The following is a 24223-nucleotide window of genomic DNA, read 5'->3' as shown; positions in this document are numbered from 1 at the left end:
TTATACTTATAATATACTTATCGTACACTTTAACATTAGGAGGAAGACTTATGTCAGAAAAAAACTTTCAACTTGAAGAACTGAAAAAGGTATATGGAAAAATCAGTCCATTTGAATTTAAAAATAAACTTATAGATTTAGCAAAGGATAAAAAAAGTGCTCATTCACTTTTAGATGCTGGAAGAGGTAATCCAAACTGGACTGCATCAACTCCACGTGATGCTTTTTTTACTTTTGGACATTTTGCTGTATCAGAAACAAGAAGAACACTTTGTAATGGAGATTTAGCTGGAATGCCAAGTAAAAAGGGCATATATAATAGATTTTTAGACTATGTAAGAGAAAACCCCAATTCACCTGGGATAGATTTGTTAGATAAAATCATAGATTATGGAGTAAGTAAAAAAGGATTTGATGGCGATAATTTTTTATATGAACTTTCTGATGCAATAATTGGAGATAATTACCCATTTCCAGATAGAATGCTTCCGCATATAGAATCAATAGTTCATGATTATGTAATAAAAGAGCTTTGTTATTTACCACCTTCAAAGAAATTTAAACTTTTTGCTGTTGAAGGAGCTACTGCTGCTATGTGTTATATATTTGATTCCTTAATAGCAAATGAACTTCTTCAAAGAAAAGATAAGATAGCAATAATGACTCCTATTTTTACCCCTTATTTAGAAATTCCTATACTACCTAGATATGATTTAGAGAGTGTTTATATACACGCTAGCGAGGTTTTAGAAGATGGTACTCATACTTGGCAATATCCTAAGGAAGAGTTAGATAAATTAAAAGATACCTCTATAAAGGCATTATTTTTAGTAAACCCTAGTAATCCACCTTCTGTTGCCATTCATGATAAAAGCAAAGAATATCTAAAGGATATAGTAAGAAATCATAATCCAAACCTTATGATAATCTCAGATGATGTTTACGGAACTTTTGTTAATAAATTTCAATCATTAGTTGCAGATATTCCACATAACTCTATTGGGGTTTACTCATTTTCTAAATACTTTGGAGTTACTGGATGGAGACTTGGAACATTAGGACTTTATGAAGATAACATATTTGATAAATTAATAAAAGAACTTCCACCAGAGAAAAAGGAAATAGTTAATAAAAGATATGAATCACTTTCAACTCATCCAGAGGATATACCATTTATAGATAGAATAGTTGCAGATAGCCGTCAAGTAGCACTAAATCACACTGCTGGCTTATCTACTCCTCAACAGGTTCAAATGGCATTTTTCTCAGCATTTTCACTAATTGATAAAGAGGATGTTTATAAAAAACAAACTATAGAAATATGCCATAGACGACAAAAACTTCTATTTGAGGGTCTTGGATTAGAACTAACTGAAAATCCATATGATGCAGCATATTATACTGAATTTGATCTACTTCAATGGGCTAGAGAAAATTATGGAGAAAATTTTGCAACTTATCTAAATAAAACTTATAAACCGGTTGATGTTCTTTATAGATTGGCAGAAGAGTCATCTATAGTACTTCTAAGTGGAGGTGGCTTCCAAGGGCCAGAATGGTCTGTAAGAATTTCTTTGGCTAATCTAGAGGATGAAGCTTATTCTGAAATAGGCACTGTCCTAAAAAAAATATTAGAAAGCTTTGTTTCAGCTTGGAAATCTACACTTAAATAAAGAAAAAGGAAGTATTAAAAATATTTTTAAATACTTCCTTTTTTATTATAACTAAATAATTCCAATCATTTTATAAGTGTATTTTTCACAGACTTCATCTATTTTATAAAAGCTTATTTTTGAAATTAATCTTAAAATTATTTTAATTTCTCCATTCTATAACCAATCTCTTTATTAGCTAATCTATATCCTTCTTCAATCATTTCATCTCTACTCATTTCATTTCCTAATAAGGAATCAAGTGTTAATTGATTTCTCTCTTTAAAATATTTATCCAATAGCATATTTTCTATGTCTTCTTGGTTAGCTAAAGAATAGTCGTGGAGTATATGCTTAACTTCAAACCCTTTTTTATCTAGCTCTCTACCTACTAATATACTTCTATGACATCTTATAGGTTCTTGCATAGCCCCTAAAAGTACAATATTATATCCTTTCTCTAATCCATTCCTAAGTCTATCTATACCAGTTTTAAAGGCATCTTCTTCTATTACCTTTTTAAAATCAGCATACCCTTCTCTATTATAAGAAATCTTATTTTCTCTTTTAGCAGCAAACTCTCTAGCCATATAAATATATTTAAAACCTAAACTTTTTAAGGTTATTTCTAAATCTTCCTTATTATATTGAACGTTATATTTAGAGTATGGTATGCCTCTTATATCAACAACACAATTTATATCATATTTTTTTAGCATATCTACTAATCTATTCATATAATAATTTGAATGACCTATTGTATATATTTTCATATCAACTTCTCCTTTATATAAAGCAATAAGGTTGTAAGAATTATCTTACAACCTTATTATAAACAAATTATATAAAATCTTTAACATTTATTAAAATAATAATACTAGTTCTATAGGAATTTAGCTCTAATATGGTAAAACTGAACTTAAAGAATAAACTTTGCTCATGAAATAAACGCATAGCAGTACTAATAATAGTATTATTATTGCTCCTATTATGTTTACTAATCCATGTTTTAAATCCTCTTTAAATTCAACACTATTTATTTTGGCGCCCTTATCTTTTCTTATTCTGTAAAGACCTCCCCATATGATTCCACTAGCTATTATGTTGCCAGTAGCAAGCTGAGCTAAAGCTATTATATTTAAAGATATTTTGTTAGACGTTATATTTTTTCCTTCTTCTAGATCTCTAATTACATACTTAAGTATAGTCCCACAGAAAAATGCTAACATTGCTAAAACAAACATTACTGTTATTTTAGGATCATCTAAAACAGGTTGATAAAACTTCTCTCCTTTAGAAGCAGTTATTGAATATAAATATATTATATATACAATTGGCACTATAAATAATATATATTTTGCTAAGTTAAGAGGAAAAAACTTTTTCTTTAAAGCATTCTCTTCTATTTCTTGTTGTTCTTTTGTAAGCTTCTTTTCAGTGTTTTTTTGTTTGTTTTTTGCCACCTTTACCTCTACCTTCTCTCTTCATTTGAATTTATGCATTATTTTTTAAATTACTTATTATGATTATAACAATTTAAACATTTACTTAACAATATTTTCTCTTATTTTGTGAAAATTATCTTTTTTAGTTACAAAACTTCTAAGTAAACTTTCTGAAATATATATTTTAAAATAAAGAGTAAAGCAAAGTTAATAATAAAAAACTGTACTAAGAAAATCTTAGTACAGTTTTTTTATATTAAAGTGATAAGAATTTTTGGAATCTTTCTCTAACCTTATCTTCACCCATAATTTGCATTATTGTGTAAAGGTCTGGAGTGTTACTTCTGTGAGTTAAAGCAGCTCTTACAGCTCCTGCTACATCAGAAACCATTCCTTTAAATTCTTCTGGATTCTTTTTATATTTCTTTCTATCAGTTGCATATCCTAATTCAACAGCAACTGCTTTTAGGTCTGAGAACCAAGTGTCCTTGTCTGTATTGAAGTTATATGCTTTTGCATAAGCTTCCATTATTCTCTTAGCCTCTTCTAATTCTACAGTTTTTGGTAATTCAACATTCTCTGCAGTTTCTTTATCAAATAACTCATCGAAGAAGTAGAATATTTTCTCTTTAACTTCATCCCATTTAGCGAAGTCTTTTCTTGGCTTTGGACCTTCTTTATCTATGTTGAATACTTCTTTCATCATGTCTTCTTTAGCAGTTACTAAATCATACATTTCTTTGTCGTATTCTTTAGCCCAAGTTGTGTAGTAATCATAAACTACTTCTGGCTTCATTTTGCAGATAACATCTTTACTTACGTCATTTAATTTAACTAAGTCAAATAAAGCTCCACTCTTACTCATTTTGTTTAATTCAACCTTGTAATCATGGTAATCAGCATCTGGATTTTCAGCTCTCCACTCTTCGAAAGCTGAGTTTATTATGTTTAATAAGTATTCTATAACTGATTGTGCTGGATATCCTTTTTCACTATAGTAGCTTACTGCACTTTCAGGGTCTTTTCTCTTAGAAAGTTTTCTCTTTGAGCTTCCATCCATTTTCATTATTGTTGGTATATGAGCATACTTAGGTGCTGGAACTCCTAAAACTTCAAACATTTGAAGGTGGATTGGAAGTGATGATAACCACTCTTCTCCTCTTATAACGTGAGTAGTTCTCATTAATGTATCATCTATAGCATGAGCAAAATGATAAGTTGGAAGACCGTCACCTTTTATTATTACTATGTCTTGAAGATTTTCTGGGAATGAAACTTCTCCTTTTATCATATCTTCACAAACTACTCTCTTCTCTGGATTTCCAGGTGATTTCATTCTTATAACATAGTTTTCACCAGCTTCTATTCTCTTTATAGCTTCTTCTGGTGATAAATCTCTATACTTAGCAAATTCTCCATAACATCCTGGAGTTAATTTTTCTGCAACTTGCTTTTCTCTTAAAGCTTCTAACTCTTCTGAAGTCATGAAACAAGGGTAAGCTAAGCCTTTTCTTAAAAGATCTTTAACAAAAGCTCTGTATATATCAGCTCTTTGACTTTGCTTATATGGTGCATAAGCTCCTTTTTCTGTATCTTCTCCAGTTATACCTTCATCAAAATCCATTCCAAAGTCATGCATAGTTTTTATAGTATCATCTATAGCACCAGCTACTTCTCTCTTTTGATCTGTATCTTCTATTCTTAAGTAGAAGATTCCACCACTTTGGTGAGCTAATCTTTCATTGATTAATGAAGCGAAAACTCCTCCTATATGTTGGAAACCAGTTGGACTTGGTGCATATCTTAATACTTTAGCACCTTCTTTTAAATCTCTTTCTGGATATTTTTCAAAATAATATTCCGGTGTTTTATCTATATTAGGGAATATTAAATTAGCTAAATTTTCATAACTCATTCTTTTCACTTTCCTTTCTGAATTTATGTATAAAAAAAGTCCTTCGTCCTAAAAAATTAGGACGAAAGACTTAACTTCCGCGTTACCACCTAAATTAGTTAGTCATAGACTAACTCACTCAAAATTTATTAAGGGAAATTATCCCTAGACTTACTCCTTAAAACTAAGATTTTCAGTCTATAGCTCCGAAGCTTCTTTCTATAAGACTATCTTTTAGGCTCACACCATCCCTAAATCGCTTAGAAATAATTACTTATATACTCTTCTTCATCATAGCTTAAAATATTTTCTTTTAAATATGACAAATTATATTATAACAGATTCTTTAAAGTTGTAAACAAAAATATTATAAACTAAAGAATTTCTTTACTATATTTCTATTTAATTTATTATATCATATAGAAAAATTTATAAAAGTTTATTGAATTTCACTAATAATAAAATTTCCCCCTTCAAATTATAAAACTTAATCTTTTTAACTTAATCTTATTCACTTTGATTATAAATTTAATAGATAATCCTAATTTGTTGTAATTTTTTATCTTAATAGCAATCCTCATGAACTATTCTTTAATTATTTTCTAAAAAATTATTCCAAGCTTTCAAATTAATTTCGTCTTTTAATAATTTATATCTTAAATTCAAATCATTATAAGTAACATTTAAAACTTGCTCTTTTAATAACCATAATTTAATTATATTCAATAATAAGTTTGAATATTTTTCCACATTAGAAGTTATATCTTTATTGTATATAACAATGTTACTCTTATCCAATACTTTCTCTATCTTATACTGCTCTTCTAAAGTTATATTATCCTTAGTATAGAACTCCTCTTCTTTTTGAAACCATGTCCACATAATATACTCATACTCATTTATCCAGTTGATAAGCTCTTCATCTGATATATCCTCTTTTATATTCCATAATGGAAGTAATGCATTTCCAAAAAGATAGTTAGAAGCAAAATTCTCTATGTTATTTCCAAATAGCTTATAAAAAAGATCTTGCATAGAAAACTCATTTTCACTATTTTCTATTAAATATTTTACTATACTATTCTTATTATTTTTTATTGAATTCTCTATTAGATAAACTAATAAGGGAGCTTTGGTATAATGCAAAAACTCTAGTTTACCATGACTTTTAATACCAGCCTCTTCCATAGGAATTATTCTATATCTATTTGGCTCCTTTAAAGTCATATATAAATATCTAACATAAAGCTTGTTTAACTCTTTATTGAAATTTATACTTAAACTTTCTTTCAAATTATCATTTAAGCTTTCAAGTGCTAAATTTTCATAATAAGTAGCTAATCCTTCTGTTAACCAAAGATTAGGAGGAAGGTGATATATCCTTGAAACAAGCTTAGAATCCATAAATCCATGGAATAATCTATGGGATAATAATTGCCAATCTCTTTTTTCTTTTTCATCAAAGGTAGCACTTATTATGTTTTTCCCACTTCCCCCTAATATATAAGGATGTTCTCCCTCTTCTTTTCTTAAAAGTACTATATCAATATTTTTCTTAAACTTTTTACTACTTTTAAATAAATCAAAGTAGTACCTGCAAATATTTCTTATATTTTCATAAACTTTAGAATCCTTATTTATAAGACTGCTTGTCCAATCTATGTAAAGGGATATTTTACCCTCTTCTTCAAAAAAGCTTTTCTTTTCGAAATATCCAAATACATAAGCGGACTTCATAAGTTCATATAAATCGCTCCAGTTAGCTCTTTTACATTTGCTTATAAACTTATCCTCTTTAAAAGGAATTATACTTTGAAAATTATATTGCAATATGTTATTCTCAAAAGCACCTTCTAGCTTTGAAAAATTAATTTCTATATCATAATCTAATTTTTCATAATCCTTTAGTGTAAGTACATTTACTGGTAAAATTAATATTTGTTCACCCATAAAACTTATTAAATCATTATTCAAAGCACCTAATCTACCATGTTTCCCTAAAGCACCTATTTGAACTTTATAATCTATAATAAGATTAGTCTCCTTACTTTCTAAAAATAAGAAATTATCATCCATTTCATAATATGTATCTGAATAAATTTCCTTAATATTAACCTTACCTTTGTAAAGCTGTACTTTTGATACTCCCTCTAAATTATTCATCTCTAATTTTATATTTAACAAATTCTCATTTTCATCTCTTCTCACTGAGAAAATAATATCCCTGTATCCCATTTTAACTCTCCTATGTTAATTATCTAAATTTCTTAAAACATCTCCATCTATATCTATGTAAAGTTTAAGTATAGGCGCATATATACCTTTTTCTTTCATGCTTTTTAAATAAAGATTAGTTTTGTAGTAAAGAGTGCCCTCAATTTCTTTTTCACCCTCAATAACAACTTCAATATCACCATTGTTTAATGAAACTTCATAGTCCTTTGCTACATCTTTAATCTCTAAAGCTTCCTTATCACTAATATTTAACTTTGTTATAAGTCCCTCTATTCCAGTTAAAGGCTCACCTGTTTCACTTTTAAGAACTTTACCTGATTTATTTATTATAACTCTATCAATTGCTCCTGTTAACTCGTCATTTTGTACACTTTTAGAATATAGTGTTACTTGATAGTATTTTTCATTCCCCATCTCTTTCCACCCATTGATTTTGGCTCCTAGGTCTAGGTATGACATTTTATCTTCATAGTCTAAAGCAAATTTTTCTATAGTTTTTTTTATTTTATCATCTATTTTTACCTTAGATGCACTATCCTCATTTTTTTCTTGAGCTTTTTCCATACTCATATCTTCTCCATTATCCTTATTATTTAGTAAAGTTAAATTATTATAAGTTTTTTCATTAACCTTGTTATTATTTACGCTATAGCATCCTAAAAAGCTTCCTACTGATAATGAAACTACTAATGCACCACCAACTAAAACTTTTTTCATATAAAACACTCCATTCAATTTTTCTCTTAAGTATATTATTTCCAAAATGTTAAACTTATAATCTTTTTTTAATTTAACTTTTAGATAATTCTAATATTTAGATTATTATACTTCAAGTAAAAAATAGCTTAATTACATTTTGTTAACAAAATTATTTCTATTTCAATAATTCCATATTAAATAACACTAAAAAAAGCACTAATAAAGTTTAAAAATCCAACTTTATTAGTGCTTTTAATATTAGAATCTATTTTAAAAGTAGTGTTATTTTTTAGATAAAACCATAACTTAAAATTACTATACTATTTAGTTAAATATAAATAAAGTAATTTTATAGTATTCTCTAAGGCATTATAATGAGTTCTCTCCATACCATGTGATGCTGACACACCTGGTCCTATTAAAGCACCTCTTATGTCATTTCCACCTCTTAAGGCTGCTCCAACATCTGAGCCGTATCTTGGATATACATCAACTGCATAATCTAAATTATTTTCCTTAGCAAGACTTATAAGCTTTGAAGTCATGTTATAATCATAAGGTCCACCAGAATCCTTAGCACAGATTGAAACCTGAGTATCTTTACAAGTCAAGTCATCTCCTACACATCCCATATCCACAGCTATCATTTCTGTTATATCATTTGGTATGTATGAAGAACCATGTCCAACTTCTTCATAAGTTGAAATAAATATCTTTGTTGTATATTTAGGTTTTTCCCCTAAAGTTTTAAACACTTCTAAAAGTCCTATTAAGGCAGATACACTTCCTTTATCATCTATAAATCTTGATTTTAGGAATCCACTTGGAGTTATTGTTGTTTTAGGATCTATAAATATAAAATCTCCTACACTGATACCAAGGGCTAGGACATCTTCCTTACTATTAACAATTTCATCTATTCTTACTTCCATATTTTTAGTATCTCTAGGTTTGCTTGATGCATCATCATAAACATGGATTGAAGCACTTGTACTAACAAATGTACCAGTATATTCTTTCCCTTCTCTTGTCCTTATTATGCAATACTCTGAATCTAAAGTAGGTACTATAGGCCCCCCTATCAATTCAAACTTTAAAGTTCCATTACCAGTTATTGATCTTACCATTGCCCCTAAAGTATCAACATGAGCAGACAAACCTACTATCATATCTTCACGTTCACCTGGCACTGTTATTATTCCACAGCCCTTATTAGTTCTTTCTAGATTATATCCTAACTCATTTACTCTTCTTTCTATCTCATCCATAATCTCAAAGCAAAATCCACTTGGACTATGAAAACTCAATATGTCTTTTGCTGTATTAAGTACAAACTCTTTATTTACTTTCATATTAAATACCCCCTCTTTGATTATATGGATTATTATACCACAACCAAACCTGAAATAAGTAACCTTGCTACTTATTTATTATGACTATATAATTTAATATGAATAGAATTAGAGGTGTTTTTAATGAATGAAAATATATTAAAAGAATGTACTCTTTGCAATAGAAATTGTAAAGTTAATAGATTTGAAAAGCTTGGAGCTTGTCAAGCAAATGAAAAAGTCAAAATAGCTAGAGCTGAATTACATATGTGGGAAGAACCACCTATAACATTTAAAAATGGTTCTGGCACAGTATTCTTTTCTCACTGTAATTTAAAATGTGTTTTTTGTCAGAATCATGAAATAAGCCAAGAGTTTAAAGGACTTGAAATTTCTGTTTTAAGGCTTGCCGAAATATTTTTAGAGCTTCAAGAAAAAGGAGCAGAAAACATAAACCTAGTAACTCCAACACACTATGCAGTTCAAATTATAGAAGCTTTAAAAATAGCTAAAGATAATGGATTAACAATCCCTATTCTATATAATACTAATGGATATGATACCTTAGATACTATTAAAGCATTGGATGGCTATATAGATGTGTATCTTCCAGATTTTAAATACTTTAAAGATGATTATGCCTTAAAATATTCTAAAGTTAAAAATTATAAAGATAACCTACTTCCAATACTTATTGAAATGTTTAGACAAGTAGGAACTCCTGTGTTTAGAGAAGATGGAAAGCTTTTAAAAGGTATGGTTATAAGACATCTTATGCTTCCAGGACTTTTATTTGATTCTAAAAAAGTTATTGATACAATCTACTCTACCTTTGGAGATGATGTATTTATAAGCATAATGAATCAATATACTCCTATGAATAAGGCTTGTGAATACCCAGAAATAAATAAACCACTAAACCCAAAGCATTATGACTCATTAATTGAGTATGCAGCTTCATTAGGAGTAAAAAATGCCTTTATTCAAGAAAGTGGAACAAACACTTTAGCCTATGTTCCTTCCTTTGAATTCCAAGGAGTTTTAAAATAAGCAGGTGATTTATTTGAAATTATTTAGTAAGTATTTACTATATTCAATATTAATTTGGGCTCTAGGATTTTTACTTCTTTTATTTATTGTTCCAGAATATTTATGGGCTGTTTTTATAGTAATATTACTTATAATCAGTAATATTAACTGGATTCTTTACTCAATAAGGAAAAATTTAAAAGGCTAATTTTAATTAGCCTTTTAAATTAGAATCTGTTTTAAACTAAGGTTGATTTCTAGTAACACTAAAATCCTTACTAAACTAGCCTCTACTTAAACTCAACCATTTTCACAAAGTTATTTATTCTTTCATCTGAATTATTAAATAACTCTTCTATCTTTCCGTGATTTATTATCCTACCATCATCTATGAATATATAATAATCTGCAAATCTTCTAGCAAAATTCAATTCATGAGTTACTATTATAATATCTGATTCTTCTTTTATCTTAAGAAGACTCTGCATTACTTCATAAGCAAGCTTTGGATCTAATGCACTTGTTGGTTCATCTAATAAAAGGAGTGAAGAGCCTGTAACCAAGGCTCTTACAATAGCAGCTCTTTGAGCTTGACCACCACTTATTTCATTTGGCTTTTTATCTTTATGTTCTAATATTCCAATCTTATCTAGCCATTTTTCTGCTATTTTATTAGCTTCATCTTCTTTCATTCCATAAGTGTATTTTAGATGTATTGTAACATTCTCTAAAACAGTTAAATTAGGAAATAAGTTATTGCTTTGAAACACATAACCTGCTTCTTTTAAAAACTCACTTTGATTATTTTTATCTGATATATCTATATCATTTATCTTTAAAACATCAGAAGTGGCATCTTCTATAGTTGCTAATATTCTTAGTAGTGTACTTTTCCCACCACCACTTGGTCCTATTATAGCTAAACTATTTATATTATCTATCTTAAAATCATCTATATTTATACCTTCACCATTTTCGTACTTTTTCATAAGATTTTTTATCTCTAACTTCATTATCTAGCCACCACCTTTTTATTTAACCATTTTGCAATATAATTTAACGGTATTGTTATTAATAAATATCCAAGAGCCAATACTACATATCCAGTTACAAATTCAAATGTTTTTGAATTAAATGCATTTATGGCATTTGTAAACTCAGGTACAGATATTAATGAAAGTAATGCTGTACTCTTAACTAGTAAGCTAAAATGACTTGTTAATGTAGGCAATGTATTCTTAATTATTTGTGGAGCTATTATCTTTTTCATAGCTACTCTTCTTGGTAATTGAAGTATGTGTATTATCTTAAATTGTTGTTCATCTATTGCTTCATAAGCTCCTTGGAATGTTTTAGCAAAATATGCTGACATATATCCAGAAAGAATTAATGTTCCTGCAATGATTGGGCTTTTTATTCCTATTGCAGAGGTAAAGAAAAAGTATAGTACAATAACATGAACTATTAAAGGTACCCCTAAAGCTATCTGTGTATATGTTGAATAAAAATAATTTAAATAAAGTCTTTTGCTAATACTCATAAAAAACAATATTACACTAAAAGCTAAACTTATTATTAAGCTTAATATACTTATATAAATTGTTGTTAAATATGCTTGTCCTATCAAACCACTATAATCTTTTAAAACATTTAAATTTAATTTAAAATCTGGATTTCTATATATAACAAATAGTACTATTATATTAAAAAATGCAAATACTAAAAGCCCATTATATATCTTTTTTAAAGTTTCTTCTCTCATCTATGTTCCTCCTAAAAGAAGTATTCAAGCCCATAGCTCTTATACTTTTCTACTTGATCTTTCAAATATTTTTCTCTAGTATTCTCAAAGAATCCCTCTTCTCTTAGTTCATCTAAGGCCTTATTAACCTTGTCTTTAAGCTCTTCATTTCCTTTTCTCATTCCAATACCCCATCCTTTAACACCTGGAAGAGGTTCTAAAACAAGATTTATATTACTTAAATTTTGACTGCTTTCAATAAGACTTAAGGGATCATAGATAAAGGCTGTGCTTCCTCCATTATTAACATCAAGCATTGCTGCTGAAACCTCTGTGAACTCTTTTAAATGAGCTTTTGGTAAATTTTCTTTAGCCCACATAGCTCCTATAGTTCCTTGCTTTGCAGCTATAGTATATTTAGGATTGTTTAAATCTTTATATGTCTTTATATCATAGTTTTTATTAACTGCTAATCCTAAATCTGATCTAGCATATTCCTTTGAAAAATCTATAGTTTTTTCTCTATCCTCCGTAATTCCCATAGATGATATTATTAAATCTATATTATTACTTTGAAGTGCTGGTATAAGCCCAGAATAATCTATATTCTTTATCTTAACCTTCATACCAAGTTTTTCGCCAATGGCATTAGCCATATCCACAGATACTCCTGTAGGATTTCCATCCTTATCTACAGTTTCAAATGGAGGGAATTTTAATTCCATACCAACAGTAAGAACTCCTTTATTATCAAAAACTTTTGTACTAAATTTCTTACCTAGTACTGCAAAGTTTAGTGATAATAATAAAACTAATACTATTGTTATTTTAATTATATATTTCTTTTTTAAACTCATAATACTCTCCTACTATATTCTTATAAATTTCATTTAATAAAATATAATTTTATCAAATAATAATTATTAATTAGTATTATATATCGAAATCTTAAATATGTAAAATTAATTATAATAAAATAATTAGACTGCATAATATATTATTATGCAGTCTAATTTGTTTTACGATATTATACTTAAAATTTCATCAAAATCTTTAATTATTAAAGTCTTATTACCTCTAACTTCTATAATCCCTTGGTGTTCAAACTTTGAAAGTTTTCTGCTCATAGTTTCTCTAGTTATTCCACAATAATTTGCCATTTCCTCTCTATTTATAGGTAAGTCTATATATGTATCACCATTTTCTATTTTTCCATACTTTTCTTTAAATTCTTTAAGCATATATGCAATTCTAACTTGTACATCATTTGTTGCTAAAGTATGTGCAAATTCCTCTGTTTCTTTTAATCTTTCTGTTAAAGATTTTAAAACAACAAATGCAATATTAGGATTTTCTTTCAAAATCTCATCTACTTCAAAACTATCTATAGCACAAATTGTAATATCTGTTAAAGCTATAGCATTAAAAGAAAGTCCACCTTCATTTTCAAATAAGCTTGTCTCCCCAAAATAATCTCCTCTTGAAAAAATATGTATAATTTGTTCTTTTCCGCTTTTAGTAAGCTTACTTATTTTTACACTTCCACTACTTATTAAAAATAATTTTGAAAGAACCTCTCCTTCATAACAAATATATTCACCTTTATTAGCATGAAAACATGTCATTCCAGTTGCTAATTTATTAAATTCTTCTTCCTTCAAATCTTTAAATATAGTTAAGTCTTTGCTACACAAGCAATTCCCATAGCCCTTGCAATCACATTCCTTCATAAAAATTCTCCTAACTTACAATTATTCTTTTTTAGCATAAGCTCACCATTATCATTTATTATAATATATTTTCCATTATTATTCACACTTTTTTAACAATTTAAAATTATTTATTTTAATACTTGTTTATTTTACAACTTATTCTTATAATATATCTATACTCAAATATTTTGACTATAAAAATATTTGATTTTCATTTTTAGTCAGAAAGGATGTTTTTATGAATATAAAACCACTTACAATTGGAAATATATCAGCTAGACTACCTATAATTCAAGGGGGTATGGGAATAGGAGTATCTTTATCTAACCTTGCAGGTGCAGTAGCAAAAGCTGGAGGAATAGGCATAATTTCAGGTGCTCAACCTGGTTATTTAGAAGAAGATTTTAAATCTAATCCTCTTGAAGCAAATTTAAGAGCATTAAAAAAACATATAAAAATAGCTAAAGAAAAATCACAAAATGGAATAATTGGTGTAAATTTAATGGTTGCAATGAACAACTATGCAGAGCATGTAAAAGCTGCTATAGATTCAGGTGTTGATTTAATAATATCTGGTGCTGGACTTCCATCTCATCTTCCTAAATTTGCAAAAGGAAGTGATGTAAAACTTGCTCCTATAGTATCTTCTCTAAAAGCTGCTAAAGTTATACTTAAACTTTGGGATAGACATCACAAAGTTGCTCCTGATATGATAGTTATAGAGGGGCCTAAGGCTGGTGGACACTTAGGATTTTCTAAGGAGTCTTTAGAAGAAGAAACTAAAAACTTTGATTCAACAATAGTTGATATAATAAAAGAAACTTCAACTTATGAAGAAAAATATGAAAAGAAAATCCCTGTAGTTGTTGCAGGTGGTGTTTTTGATGGAAATGATATTGCAAAATATTTAAATCTTGGAGCAAGTGGAGTTCAAATGGCAACTCGTTTTGTTGCAACCGATGAGTGTGATGCTAGCATGAATTTTAAAGAAGCATATGTAAATTGCAGCCAAGATGAAATATCAATAGTAAAAAGTCCGGTAGGAATGCCAGGAAGAGCCATAAGAAACTCTTTTGTAAAGGGCACAGAACTTGAAAAAGGAAAGGTTTCTCACTGCTATAATTGCTTAATACCTTGTAACCCAGCTGATACACCATATTGTATAAGTGAAGCATTAATAAATGCAGTAAAAGGTGATCTTGATAATGGTCTTATTTTCTGTGGAGAAAATGCTTCAAAAATAAATAAAATAGTTTCAGTTGAGTCTTTAATGAATGAACTTGAAAAAGAAATATTAGAAGCTTAAAATAAAAGCAAATAAAAAAGATGTTATATTATAAAGTTCTTATAATATAACATCTTTTTTATTAATTGTATTCTATTTTAATGAGTGTTGATTTTAACTATATATGTAATCCCTCTTAATGAATAAATTTAGAATTTATTATTTTAATTAGATAGATAATAAAAAACACTTTATGAAATTAAGTAGCTCTGAATTACTAGCTAAAATCAACATGACTTTAAAGCACATGGCTTTTTAAAAAGCTATTAGTAATTAAGCTCTAATAAACATAATCCATGAGCTGGTGCTTTCTCTCCTGCCTTTGCTCTTTCTTTTGCTTCTAATATATTTTGAACATCACTTGCTTTTAGTTCTCCAAGTCCAACAGCTACTAATGTGCCTGTAATTATTCTTACCATATTTAATAAGAATCCATTTCCATTTATCTCTAAGGTAACTAAACCTTTCTTTTCTTCAATATCAATGCTATTTATAGTTCTTATCGTTGATTTGCCCTTACCTTTTAAACTTGTAAAACTCTTAAAATCATGAGTTCCTATTAAAAGTTCAGATGCTTTTCTCATTTCATCTAAATTTAATTTTTCACTAATATGCCAAGCATATCTTCTTAAGAAAACATCTTTAAATTTATTATTATCTATTGTATAAACATAAGTCTTTGCCTTAACATTAAATCTTGAGTGAAATCTTTCACTAGCATCTTTCATTTCTTTTACTCTTATATCTTCTGGTAGATATTCATTTATGTAATCCAACATTTCATCTATAGTCATAAAAGAATTCGTCTTAAAATTAGCTATGTAGTTTTTAGCATGAACTCCTGTATCAGTTCTTCCACAACCAATTACTTGAATTTCTTCTCCAGTCATTTTGCTTAATACTTTTTCTATTTTATCCTGTATAGTAGAAACATTACTTCCCTTTTGATTTTGTTTTTGCCATCCCTTATACTTGCTTCCATCATACTCTAAACACATTTTTATGTTTCTCATATTATTTTATCCTTCCTAATTAAAACATTTATTTTAACGTCATATAATTTTATCACACTAATCTAATGTAGGCTAATCAATATTATTTTTATTATAAAATTATATACATAAAACTATTTACTATATAACATTTCTATATGTGGTATATCATCCTCTAAATATATATCTGAAACCTTTTTAAAGCCAAGTTTTTCGTAAAAGCCTTTAGCATACTCCTGAGCTGATATTCTTATATCACTTTCTCCTAAAACCTCTTCTATAAATCCAATTGCCTTTTCCATACATTCTTTAGCTATTCCAGAGCCTCTATAATCAATTGAACATACAACTCTTCCAATTGAGGCTTCCTCATATGAAGTACCTTTTTTAAGAATCCGTACATATGCAACTATTCCTTCATCATTTTCAAAGTATAAATGATATGCATCTTTATCCTTATTATCACAATCTTGATAAGGACAATTTTGTTCTACAATAAAAATCTCATTTCTTAATCTAAGAATTTTATATAGTTCGTCTACTTCTAACTCATTAAAATGTTTTAATACCCACTTCATAAAACTATCCCCTTTCTAAAATAAATAACCTCTCTATACATACGCCTTAGCATAATTATATAGAGGGGTTATCTAGTAAACAATAGATTAGTATATATTTTTTATTATTTTTACCAAATAAACTCTATTTATACTAACTTATTTATGAATTATTAGCTTTAAATTGAATAATTCCTAATATAAATTTTATATGGTATAAATTTCTCTTTTAATTTAAACCATTTTATTATAAGATAATAAAGCTAAGGTTTAAATTATGTAGCTTATTTTTTAATAGGCTCTGTTTTAAATAAAACTCTAACAAAACTCAGAGGTGATTAAATGAAAACAATGCAAAAGCTATTAAGCAAAACTAGACAAGCAGTTCAGGAATATAATCTAATTGAAGATGGAGATAAAATAGCTGTAGGATTATCTGGTGGTAAAGATAGTCTAACTCTTTTACATATATTAAAAAATTATCAACGATTCTCTCCAGAGAATTTTGAACTTATAGCAATTACTTTAAACCCAGGTGGTGTTGATAATTCATCATTACATGAACTTTGTAAAAATATAGATGTTCCCTTTTATGAAATTCAAACCAATATAAAAGAAATTGTATTTGATATTAGAGAGGAGAAAAATCCGTGTTCTTTATGTGCAAATCTTAGAAGAGGAGCTCTAAATGATAATGCTAAAAAGCTTGGATGTAATAAGGTAGCTTTAGGCCATCATAAAGATGATGCCTTAGAAACTCTTATGTTATCAATTAGCTATGAAGGAAGAATCAACTGTTTCTCACCTAAAAGTTATATGCATAAAAATGACATAACACTTATAAGACCAATGGTATTTATAGAAGAAAGTCAAATAAGAAAAGCCGCAGATGAATATAATTATCCTATAATAAAGAACCCTTGCCCCGCTGATGGGAAAACTAAGAGAGAAGATATGAAGACTCTTATAAGAAATTTAGATAAGGAAATGCCTGGTTTCAAGAAAAATTTATTCAAATCACTTAGAAATACAGATCAAATGTTTGTCTGGGATAAAGATACTATCCAAAACATGTAAAAAAGTACAAGCAAAGCTTGTACTTTTTTTTAATGACTATATATATCAGATAATTCTATTTTGTATCTATCCCTTCTTCTTCCATTATCGTAAAGGGTTAAAGCAACTTCATCAAAAGCTTCATTATTTACTTGTACTAGTGGAATTTTAATTATAAATTCACTTCCCTCTCCAAGTTCACTTTTCACCTCTATTTTTCCATTGTGCAATAGAACAAGTTCTTTTACAATAAATAATCCCATTCCACTACCTTCATTTATCTTTGTAAGTCTATTGTTTATTATTTTAAACCGATCAAAAAGTGATTGAATTTTATCTTTAGGTATTCCTATACCACTATCTTTAATGCTTATATTGGCATATTCATTGTCAAAAGTTAAATTCACTATTATAACCCCGTTCTCTTTATTAAACTTTATAGCATTTGATAATAAATTTAAAATTATTCTTTCCATATGATTTATATCAAAAGCTACTATTTTCTCCTCTTCTTCAGTATCAAAAACTATACTAACCTTATTTTTTTTAGCAAAGTCACATATGGATAAAGTTAAATCCTCTATGTAGCTAACAATTTCATAATTTTTCATGTGGCACTTTAAAAAGCCAGACTCTAACTTGGTACTATCAATAAGATTATTTATCAATTTTAAAAGTCTAAAAACATTTTCTTTTCCTGCATTAATATATTTTTTGTAATATTCCTTAAAATCTATATTTGAGTTATCTAACTTAAGTTCTAATAATTGAAATACACTAAATATCAAATTAACAGGTGTCTTAAATTCATGAGAAATATTAGCAAAAAACTCCATCTTAAGTTTTTCTATTTTATTTTCCTCTGATATATTATCCGTTATATCATTTATTACTATTATTCTTCTTATAGAATCACCATTTTCATTTTTTATTGAATTTGCTCTAAACCAAACAGTTCTAACTTCATTGTCAATTCTGATAATTCTAGCTTTTTGTGAAAAGAAATCTGTAAAATCTATATTTCTAAACTTATGTCTATCATCTGGATGTATTCTCTCTTCTTGCACCAGTAAACACTCTTCATTATACAATTCTTTGCAATTTATTCCATAAAGTTTTTCAAAAGCCTCATTTACATATAAAGTTTTCTTTCCTTCTTTTATTATTACAACATCATCTAAGTAATTTAAAACCTCAAAAAACATTATGTCATTTTCATGAATTCTATTTTCTATAGCTTTTTTATAAGATATATCTCTTGTTAATCCTATTATTCCTTTTATTTCATAATTTTCATCAAAATATGGAGCTTTTATTGTCTCTTCTAAAGCAATAACTCCATTTCCTAATTCACACTTATCGCCATAAACCCTCTTTTCTTTAGCTTCAATAACATCTCTATCTGTTTTAAAGAACATTTCTGCTCTATATAAATCACGTGAAAATATTTCTTTATCTGTTTTTCCCAATATTTCTTTTTTATCTAAACCAATTTTATTTGCAAAAGCTTTATTACAATTCAAATACTTTCCTGCAATATCTTTAAAGAATACATAATCCGTCAATGAATCTAAAAATAAATCTAACATTTTCTTTTCATATCTAAATTTACTTTCCTTCTTAACAAAATCCTTTAGATAAAACCTATCTATCCAAATTATTAGCCCTTCTTTGTATCTCTTAGCACTTAAAAAATTGCTCTTGTATTCTCCAATATTCTCTATATCATTAAGCATTTCATAGTATATTTCTTTTAATTCCCTTAAATTATTGCTTTTTTCTAGTAAACTTTCTAAACATTCTCCAATTATCTCTTTAATATTAGAGTCATTTATAATTAAAGCTTTAACGGACTCTCTTTGATCCATAACACAATAAATATAATCCATAGGACATGTTTCTAATATTCCCTGAAAATCTTTCATATATAACTCTCCTTTAAGTTAAGAATTATTTTTTACAAAATAAAACAATTTTCCCTACATTTTAATTATATTTTAAAAAATACTTAAAACAATATATTAAAATAATTTTAATGCTAATAATTTACTTAACTAAACACATAGTTATAATATTTTCTTAAAGTCAAGTATAATTGAATTCAATTGAAGTTAATTTATAGAGAATATACATTTATTTTTAGTATTATTCATCACTTTAATAATCCTTTCACATTTTACCACTTAATTACATCATAGTATAATTAAACTATACATTGTATTTTAAACATATAAGAAGTATTAAATTACCATAGTGGTCTAATACTATAACCAAACATAAGAGGAGGTTTTAAAATGAGCAAAAAGAAAAAATTTACTTTTCCGACGGCTTTCACAGTATTATTTATTGTGCTAATATTATCAGCTATTTTAACTTATTTAATTCCAGCTGGGTCATATTCAAAACTATCATATAGTCAGCCTGATAAAGTATTTGTAATCACAAATCCAAAAGGAGAAACATCTAAAGAAGTTGCAACCCAAGAAACTCTAGATAAACTTGGTGTAAAGATAGGTTTAAATAAGTTTACAGATGGAAGTATAAATAAACCTATTGCTATTCCAAATACCTATGAAAAGGTTCCACAAAATCCTCAAGGAATTTCTGAAATAATAGAAGCTCCTATTAAAGGAACTTATGATACTATAGACATTATCATGTTTGTATTAATAATAGGTGGAGTTATAGGTATATTAAATGCAACTGGAGCATTTAATGCAGGTATAGCTAGCTTATCTAGAATAACTAAAGGAAGAGAATATCTTCTTATAATATTACTTAATATATTAATTGCTTTAGGAGGAACTACTTTTGGTCTTGCTGAAGAAACTATAGCTCTGTACCCAATACTACTACCAATATTCTTGGCAGCAGGTTATGATGCAATTGTTTGCATAGCAACTATATATATGGGATCTTCCATAGGAACAATGTTCTCAACCGTTAACCCATTTTCTTCTGTAATAGCCTCAAATGCTGCTGGCATAAACTTTACAGAAGGTCTTAATTTTAGATTAATAGGTTTGGTTATAGCTACTTTAATAACATTATTATATATAATCAAATATGCTAACAAGATAAAGAAAGATCCTTCAAAATCTCTTATATTTGATCAAAAGGATGAAATAGAAAATAAATTTTTACATGAATCTGCTAAAGATGTTCCAGAATTCACGTTTAGATTAAAGCTTATGCTCCTAATATTTGCTGCTTCATTTGTAATAATGATATATGGAGTTTACTCATTAGATTGGTGGTTTACAGAAATGACAGCTTTATTTCTAGTTGTTGGAATTCTTCTTGGATTTATTTCTGGACTTGGAGAAAAGAAATTTGTTAACGAATTTGTAGCTGGAGCTGCTGATTTAGTAGGAGTTGCTTTAGTAATCGGTGTTGCAAGATCAATAAACTTAATATTAGAAAACGGTAAGATATCAGATACTTTATTATATTTCTTCTCTAATGGAATACAGGGAATGGATAAAAATATATTTATAATATTAATGCTTATTGTATTCATTATATTAGGTTTCTTTATCCCATCATCATCAGGTCTTGCAGTATTATCAATTCCAATTATGGCTCCACTTGCAGATACTGTAGGTTTACCTAGAGATGTAATTATAAGTTCTTACCAATTTGGTCAAGGATTAATTTCTTTCATAACACCAACCGGACTTATACTAGCAACCTTAGCTATGGTTGATGTAACCTATAATAAATGGTTAAAATTCATAATGCCTCTTATGGCTTATATAACAATATTTGCTATAGGATTACTACTTGTACAAGTTCATCTTTAAAATAAACTTTAATTTTAATTAATAACATATAAGAATATTAATTCCTCTCCTTTGAAATACTAATTTTATATTATTTTTAAAGGAGGGGAATTTTTTGCAATTAACATCAAATTTTGATAAAAATATAAATATGTTATCAAAAGCTCTACGAATTGGAAAAAGCTTTGATATAATTGAACGTTCCATAATAATAGGTGATAAGAAAGCTAATATGTACTATATTGATGGCTTTGTTAAAGATGACATAATGGAACTTATAATGAGCGACTTCTTTTCGTTAAGCAAAACTGATATGAATTTGATAAAATCTCCAAAAGATTTTATGAGAAGACAAATCCCTTATGTTGAAGTTGGAAAAGAAATAGAGGTAGATAATATTGTGCCCCAAGTATTAAGTGGTCAAACTGCACTAATAATAGAAGGATTTTCTAGCTCCATAATGATGGACCTAAGAACTTATCCAGTTAGGGGAACTCAGGAACCTGAAACTGAAAAAGTTTTAAGAGGATCTAGAGATGGATTTGTAGAAACCATTGTATTTAATACAGCCTTAATAAGACGAAGAATTAGAGATCCAAGATTAACCTTTGAAATGCTTTCAATAGGAAAGATTTCTAAAACTGACGTAGTAATATCTTTTTTAGATGAAGCTGTTGATAAAAAGGCTCTTGAAATGATTCGTAAAAAAATATCTAATTTAGATATTCAGGCTCTTACAATGAGTGAACAAAGTCTTGTAGAATCTCTTGCAAATGCATCTTGGTACAATCCATTTCCAAAGGTACGTTATACAGAAAGACCTGATGTTGCTGCTGCACATATAACTGAAGGAAAAATAGTTATAATAATAGATAACTCACCTTCTGTCATAATTTTACCCACAACACTATTTGATTTTATACAAGATGTAGATGACTATTACTTACCAGTTATAACTGGTAACTTTGTAAGATTAATAAGAAACTTCATTTTAATATCTACTGTATTTGTTACTCCTCTTTATTTATTATTAATTCAAAATGCCTATAGGATACCTGATTACCTTAAATTTTTATTGCCTGAAGAGGGTTATAAAGTCCCCTTAATAATACAGTTTTTACTTCTTGAAGTTGCTGTAGATGGTTTAAAACTAGCATCCTTAAATACCCCTAATGCATTAGGTATGTCTTTATCTGTTATAGGTGGATTAATTTTAGGTCAATTTGCAGTAGATACTGGATGGTTTTTACCTCAAACCATTTTATATATGGCTATAGTTACCTTAGGAAGCTTTTCTCAGCCTAGTTTGGAACTTAGTTACGCTCTTAAATTTTTAAGGACATTGCTTCTTATATTAACCAGTTTATTTAACATCATAGGATTCATTGCAGGTCTAATAATAGGATTAATATTAATAGCTACAAATAAGACACTAACTGGCAATTCTTATTTGTATCCTCTTATTCCATTTGATTGGAGCGCACTTAAAGCACTTGTATTTAGAATAAGACTAATTCCAAAACAAAAAGATAAATAAAAGGAGTGTTCACATGAACACTCCTTTTATTTTGCTACTTTAATTCACCATGCTTTTCATAATTACTTATTCTTGAAATCTTATTGTTTTCATCTACAAAAACAACTTGTGGCTTATGATTTTTAGCCTCTTCATTTTCTAGGGTACAATAAGACATTAGTATTATCTTATCGCCAACTTGTACACATCTAGCTGCTGCACCATTTAAACATATCATTCCAGATCCTCTTTCACCAGCAATTGTGTATGTTTCAAATCTATTTCCATTATCTATATCAACTATTTGGACTTTTTCATATTCTAAAATTCCTGATGATTCTAAAAGTTCCTCATCAACAGTAATACTTCCTACATAATCCAATTCAGCTTGCACTACTGTGGCCCTGTGTATTTTTCCTTTTAACATCTCTACTCTCATTAGTTCTCACCCTTGCCTTTAAAAATAAAATTATCTATCAATCTAGTATTTCCAAACTTAACTGCTACAGCCACTAAAACTTCATCTTCTATTGAGTCTATCTTTTCTATTGTTTTATTGTCTACAATCTCAACATAATCTATATCTGCTAAATTTTCTTTATTAATCTCATTTACAATAAACTCTTTTAAGATATTTGAATCAGTTTCTCCATTTAATAATAATTCCTTGGAATTACTCAATGCTTTATTCAAGATTGTAGCAGCTTTTCTTTCCTCTAATGAGAGATATACATTTCTTGAACTCTTAGCTAATCCATCTGATTCTCTAATTATTGGACAGCCTATTATTTCAACATCAAAATTTAGATCTTTAACCATTCTTTTTATAACAGCTAATTGTTGAGCATCTTTTTGTCCAAAGTAAGCTCTATGTGGTGAAACTATATTAAATAGTTTTGATACTACTGTACATACACCTCTAAAATGAATTGGTCTACTTTTTCCACATAATTCTTTTGTTAAATTCTCTGTTTCTACATAAGTACAAAATCCATCTACATACATTTCGTAAGGTTCAGGATTAAATATTATACTTGCTCCAGACTCTTCACAAGTTAACTTGTCTTTTTCTAAATCTCTTGGATAATCATCTAAATCTTCATTTGGTCCAAATTGAGTTGGGTTAACAAATATGCTTACAACAACTTTATCATTTTCTTTTGAAGCCCTCTTAATCAATGACATATGCCCTTCATGTAAGTATCCCATAGTTGGAACTAAAGCCACTTTTAATCCTTCACTTTTCCAACTTTTTACCTGTTCTCTTATTTCACTAACCGTTTTTACAACTCTCATA

General features: G+C 28.0%; 21 protein-coding genes and 1 other annotated feature. Of the genes, 6 read left to right on the top strand and 15 right to left on the bottom strand.

The features are described from left to right. The first annotated feature begins 50 nt into the window (after positions 1 to 50). Complete coding sequence (gene aspD, locus ACQZHJ_RS08345; RefSeq protein ID WP_430485093.1) at positions 51 to 1673, top strand: aspartate 4-decarboxylase; 1623 nt, start codon at positions 51 to 53, stop codon at positions 1671 to 1673. A gap of 137 nt (positions 1674 to 1810) precedes the next feature. On the opposite strand, the gene ACQZHJ_RS08340 is transcribed toward aspD, so the two are convergent. The 6 genes from ACQZHJ_RS08340 to ACQZHJ_RS08315 all read right to left on the bottom strand — a co-directional run bounded on the left by ACQZHJ_RS08340 (position 1811) and on the right by ACQZHJ_RS08315 (position 9277). Continuing rightward, complete coding sequence (locus tag ACQZHJ_RS08340) at positions 1811 to 2425, bottom strand: DUF488 family protein (protein WP_430485092.1); 615 nt, start codon at positions 2423 to 2425, stop codon at positions 1811 to 1813. Between the two features lie 126 nt (positions 2426 to 2551). Continuing rightward, the gene (locus tag ACQZHJ_RS08335; RefSeq protein WP_430485091.1) at positions 2552 to 3115 is read right to left on the bottom strand and encodes a hypothetical protein; all 564 of its coding nucleotides are present in this window, start codon (positions 3113 to 3115) and stop codon (positions 2552 to 2554) included. 238 nt (positions 3116 to 3353) lie between these two features. Further along, entirely contained in the window at positions 3354 to 5012 is a 1659-nt protein-coding gene (gene gltX, locus ACQZHJ_RS08330; protein ID WP_430486875.1) for a glutamate--tRNA ligase, read from the bottom strand. A gap of 54 nt (positions 5013 to 5066) precedes the next feature. Then, positions 5067 to 5295: a binding site (T-box leader), on the bottom strand. 287 nt (positions 5296 to 5582) lie between these two features. After that, positions 5583 to 7226 (bottom strand): hypothetical protein, encoded by a 1644-nt coding sequence (locus tag ACQZHJ_RS08325; RefSeq protein WP_430485090.1) that lies wholly within the window; start codon positions 7224 to 7226, stop codon positions 5583 to 5585. Between the two features lie 15 nt (positions 7227 to 7241). Beyond that, on the bottom strand, positions 7242 to 7943 hold the full coding sequence (locus ACQZHJ_RS08320; RefSeq protein ID WP_430485089.1) for a hypothetical protein: 702 nt from the start codon (positions 7941 to 7943) through the stop codon (positions 7242 to 7244). A gap of 302 nt (positions 7944 to 8245) precedes the next feature. Then, the gene (locus ACQZHJ_RS08315; RefSeq protein WP_430485088.1) at positions 8246 to 9277 is read right to left on the bottom strand and encodes a M42 family metallopeptidase; all 1032 of its coding nucleotides are present in this window, start codon (positions 9275 to 9277) and stop codon (positions 8246 to 8248) included. A gap of 123 nt (positions 9278 to 9400) precedes the next feature. On the opposite strand from ACQZHJ_RS08315, the gene ACQZHJ_RS08310 reads away from it, so the two are divergent. After that, entirely contained in the window at positions 9401 to 10306 is a 906-nt protein-coding gene (locus ACQZHJ_RS08310) for a radical SAM protein (RefSeq protein ID WP_430485087.1), read from the top strand. A 269-nt stretch (positions 10307 to 10575) separates the two neighbouring features. On the opposite strand, the gene ACQZHJ_RS08305 is transcribed toward ACQZHJ_RS08310, so the two are convergent. From ACQZHJ_RS08305 to ACQZHJ_RS08290, 4 genes are all read right to left on the bottom strand, one after another. Beyond that, the gene (locus ACQZHJ_RS08305) at positions 10576 to 11298 is read right to left on the bottom strand and encodes an amino acid ABC transporter ATP-binding protein (RefSeq protein ID WP_430485086.1); all 723 of its coding nucleotides are present in this window, start codon (positions 11296 to 11298) and stop codon (positions 10576 to 10578) included. Next, positions 11298 to 12047, bottom strand: coding sequence for an ABC transporter permease subunit (locus tag ACQZHJ_RS08300; RefSeq protein ID WP_430485085.1), 750 nt, complete (start codon positions 12045 to 12047; stop codon positions 11298 to 11300). Before ACQZHJ_RS08300 ends, ACQZHJ_RS08305 begins: the two co-directional genes overlap by 1 nt. An 11-nt stretch (positions 12048 to 12058) precedes the next feature. Then, on the bottom strand, positions 12059 to 12883 hold the full coding sequence (locus tag ACQZHJ_RS08295) for a transporter substrate-binding domain-containing protein (protein WP_430485084.1): 825 nt from the start codon (positions 12881 to 12883) through the stop codon (positions 12059 to 12061). Positions 12884 to 13045: 162 nt separating this feature from the next. Continuing rightward, a complete protein-coding gene (locus tag ACQZHJ_RS08290) occupies positions 13046 to 13756 on the bottom strand; it encodes a Crp/Fnr family transcriptional regulator (RefSeq protein ID WP_430485083.1) in 711 nt (236 codons plus the stop codon). A 220-nt stretch (positions 13757 to 13976) separates the two neighbouring features. Between ACQZHJ_RS08290 and ACQZHJ_RS08285 the strand changes: the two genes are divergently transcribed. Next, entirely contained in the window at positions 13977 to 15044 is a 1068-nt protein-coding gene (locus tag ACQZHJ_RS08285) for an NAD(P)H-dependent flavin oxidoreductase (protein ID WP_430485082.1), read from the top strand. A 245-nt stretch (positions 15045 to 15289) separates the two neighbouring features. Here ACQZHJ_RS08285 and truA read toward each other — a convergent pair whose 3' ends face one another. Both truA and ACQZHJ_RS08275 read right to left on the bottom strand, forming a co-directional pair. Next, positions 15290 to 16036 carry a tRNA pseudouridine(38-40) synthase TruA gene (truA, locus tag ACQZHJ_RS08280; protein WP_430485080.1) on the bottom strand — a complete coding sequence of 249 codons (747 nt, stop codon included), beginning with the start codon at positions 16034 to 16036 and terminating at the stop codon, positions 15290 to 15292. A 113-nt stretch (positions 16037 to 16149) separates the two neighbouring features. Next, positions 16150 to 16593: a GNAT family N-acetyltransferase gene (locus ACQZHJ_RS08275; protein ID WP_430485079.1), complete on the bottom strand. Its 444-nt coding sequence runs from the start codon at positions 16591 to 16593 to the stop codon at positions 16150 to 16152. A gap of 330 nt (positions 16594 to 16923) precedes the next feature. On the opposite strand from ACQZHJ_RS08275, the gene ACQZHJ_RS08270 reads away from it, so the two are divergent. Next, on the top strand, positions 16924 to 17649 hold the full coding sequence (locus ACQZHJ_RS08270) for a tRNA 2-thiocytidine biosynthesis TtcA family protein (RefSeq protein ID WP_430486874.1): 726 nt from the start codon (positions 16924 to 16926) through the stop codon (positions 17647 to 17649). A gap of 29 nt (positions 17650 to 17678) precedes the next feature. Here the strand turns inward: ACQZHJ_RS08270 and ACQZHJ_RS08265 are convergent, their stop codons facing one another. Then, complete coding sequence (locus ACQZHJ_RS08265; protein ID WP_430485078.1) at positions 17679 to 19553, bottom strand: PAS domain-containing sensor histidine kinase; 1875 nt, start codon at positions 19551 to 19553, stop codon at positions 17679 to 17681. A gap of 369 nt (positions 19554 to 19922) precedes the next feature. On the opposite strand from ACQZHJ_RS08265, the gene ACQZHJ_RS08260 reads away from it, so the two are divergent. Both ACQZHJ_RS08260 and ACQZHJ_RS08255 read left to right on the top strand, forming a co-directional pair. After that, on the top strand, positions 19923 to 21431 hold the full coding sequence (locus ACQZHJ_RS08260; RefSeq protein WP_430485077.1) for a YfcC family protein: 1509 nt from the start codon (positions 19923 to 19925) through the stop codon (positions 21429 to 21431). A 94-nt stretch (positions 21432 to 21525) separates the two neighbouring features. After that, positions 21526 to 22947 (top strand): spore germination protein, encoded by a 1422-nt coding sequence (locus ACQZHJ_RS08255; RefSeq protein ID WP_430485076.1) that lies wholly within the window; start codon positions 21526 to 21528, stop codon positions 22945 to 22947. 34 nt (positions 22948 to 22981) lie between these two features. Here the strand turns inward: ACQZHJ_RS08255 and panD are convergent, their stop codons facing one another. Both panD and panC read right to left on the bottom strand, forming a co-directional pair. Next, the gene (gene panD, locus ACQZHJ_RS08250) at positions 22982 to 23365 is read right to left on the bottom strand and encodes an aspartate 1-decarboxylase (protein WP_430485075.1); all 384 of its coding nucleotides are present in this window, start codon (positions 23363 to 23365) and stop codon (positions 22982 to 22984) included. Further along, entirely contained in the window at positions 23365 to 24222 is an 858-nt protein-coding gene (gene panC / locus ACQZHJ_RS08245; protein ID WP_430485074.1) for a pantoate--beta-alanine ligase, read from the bottom strand. Before panC ends, panD begins: the two co-directional genes overlap by 1 nt. Position 24223 lies beyond the last annotated feature (1 nt).

The organism is Clostridium sp. B9, assembly GCF_050509515.1.
Taxonomy (GTDB): Bacteria; Bacillota; Clostridia; order Clostridiales; family Clostridiaceae; genus Sarcina.
This window is presented reverse-complemented; position numbering and strand designations above follow the sequence as displayed.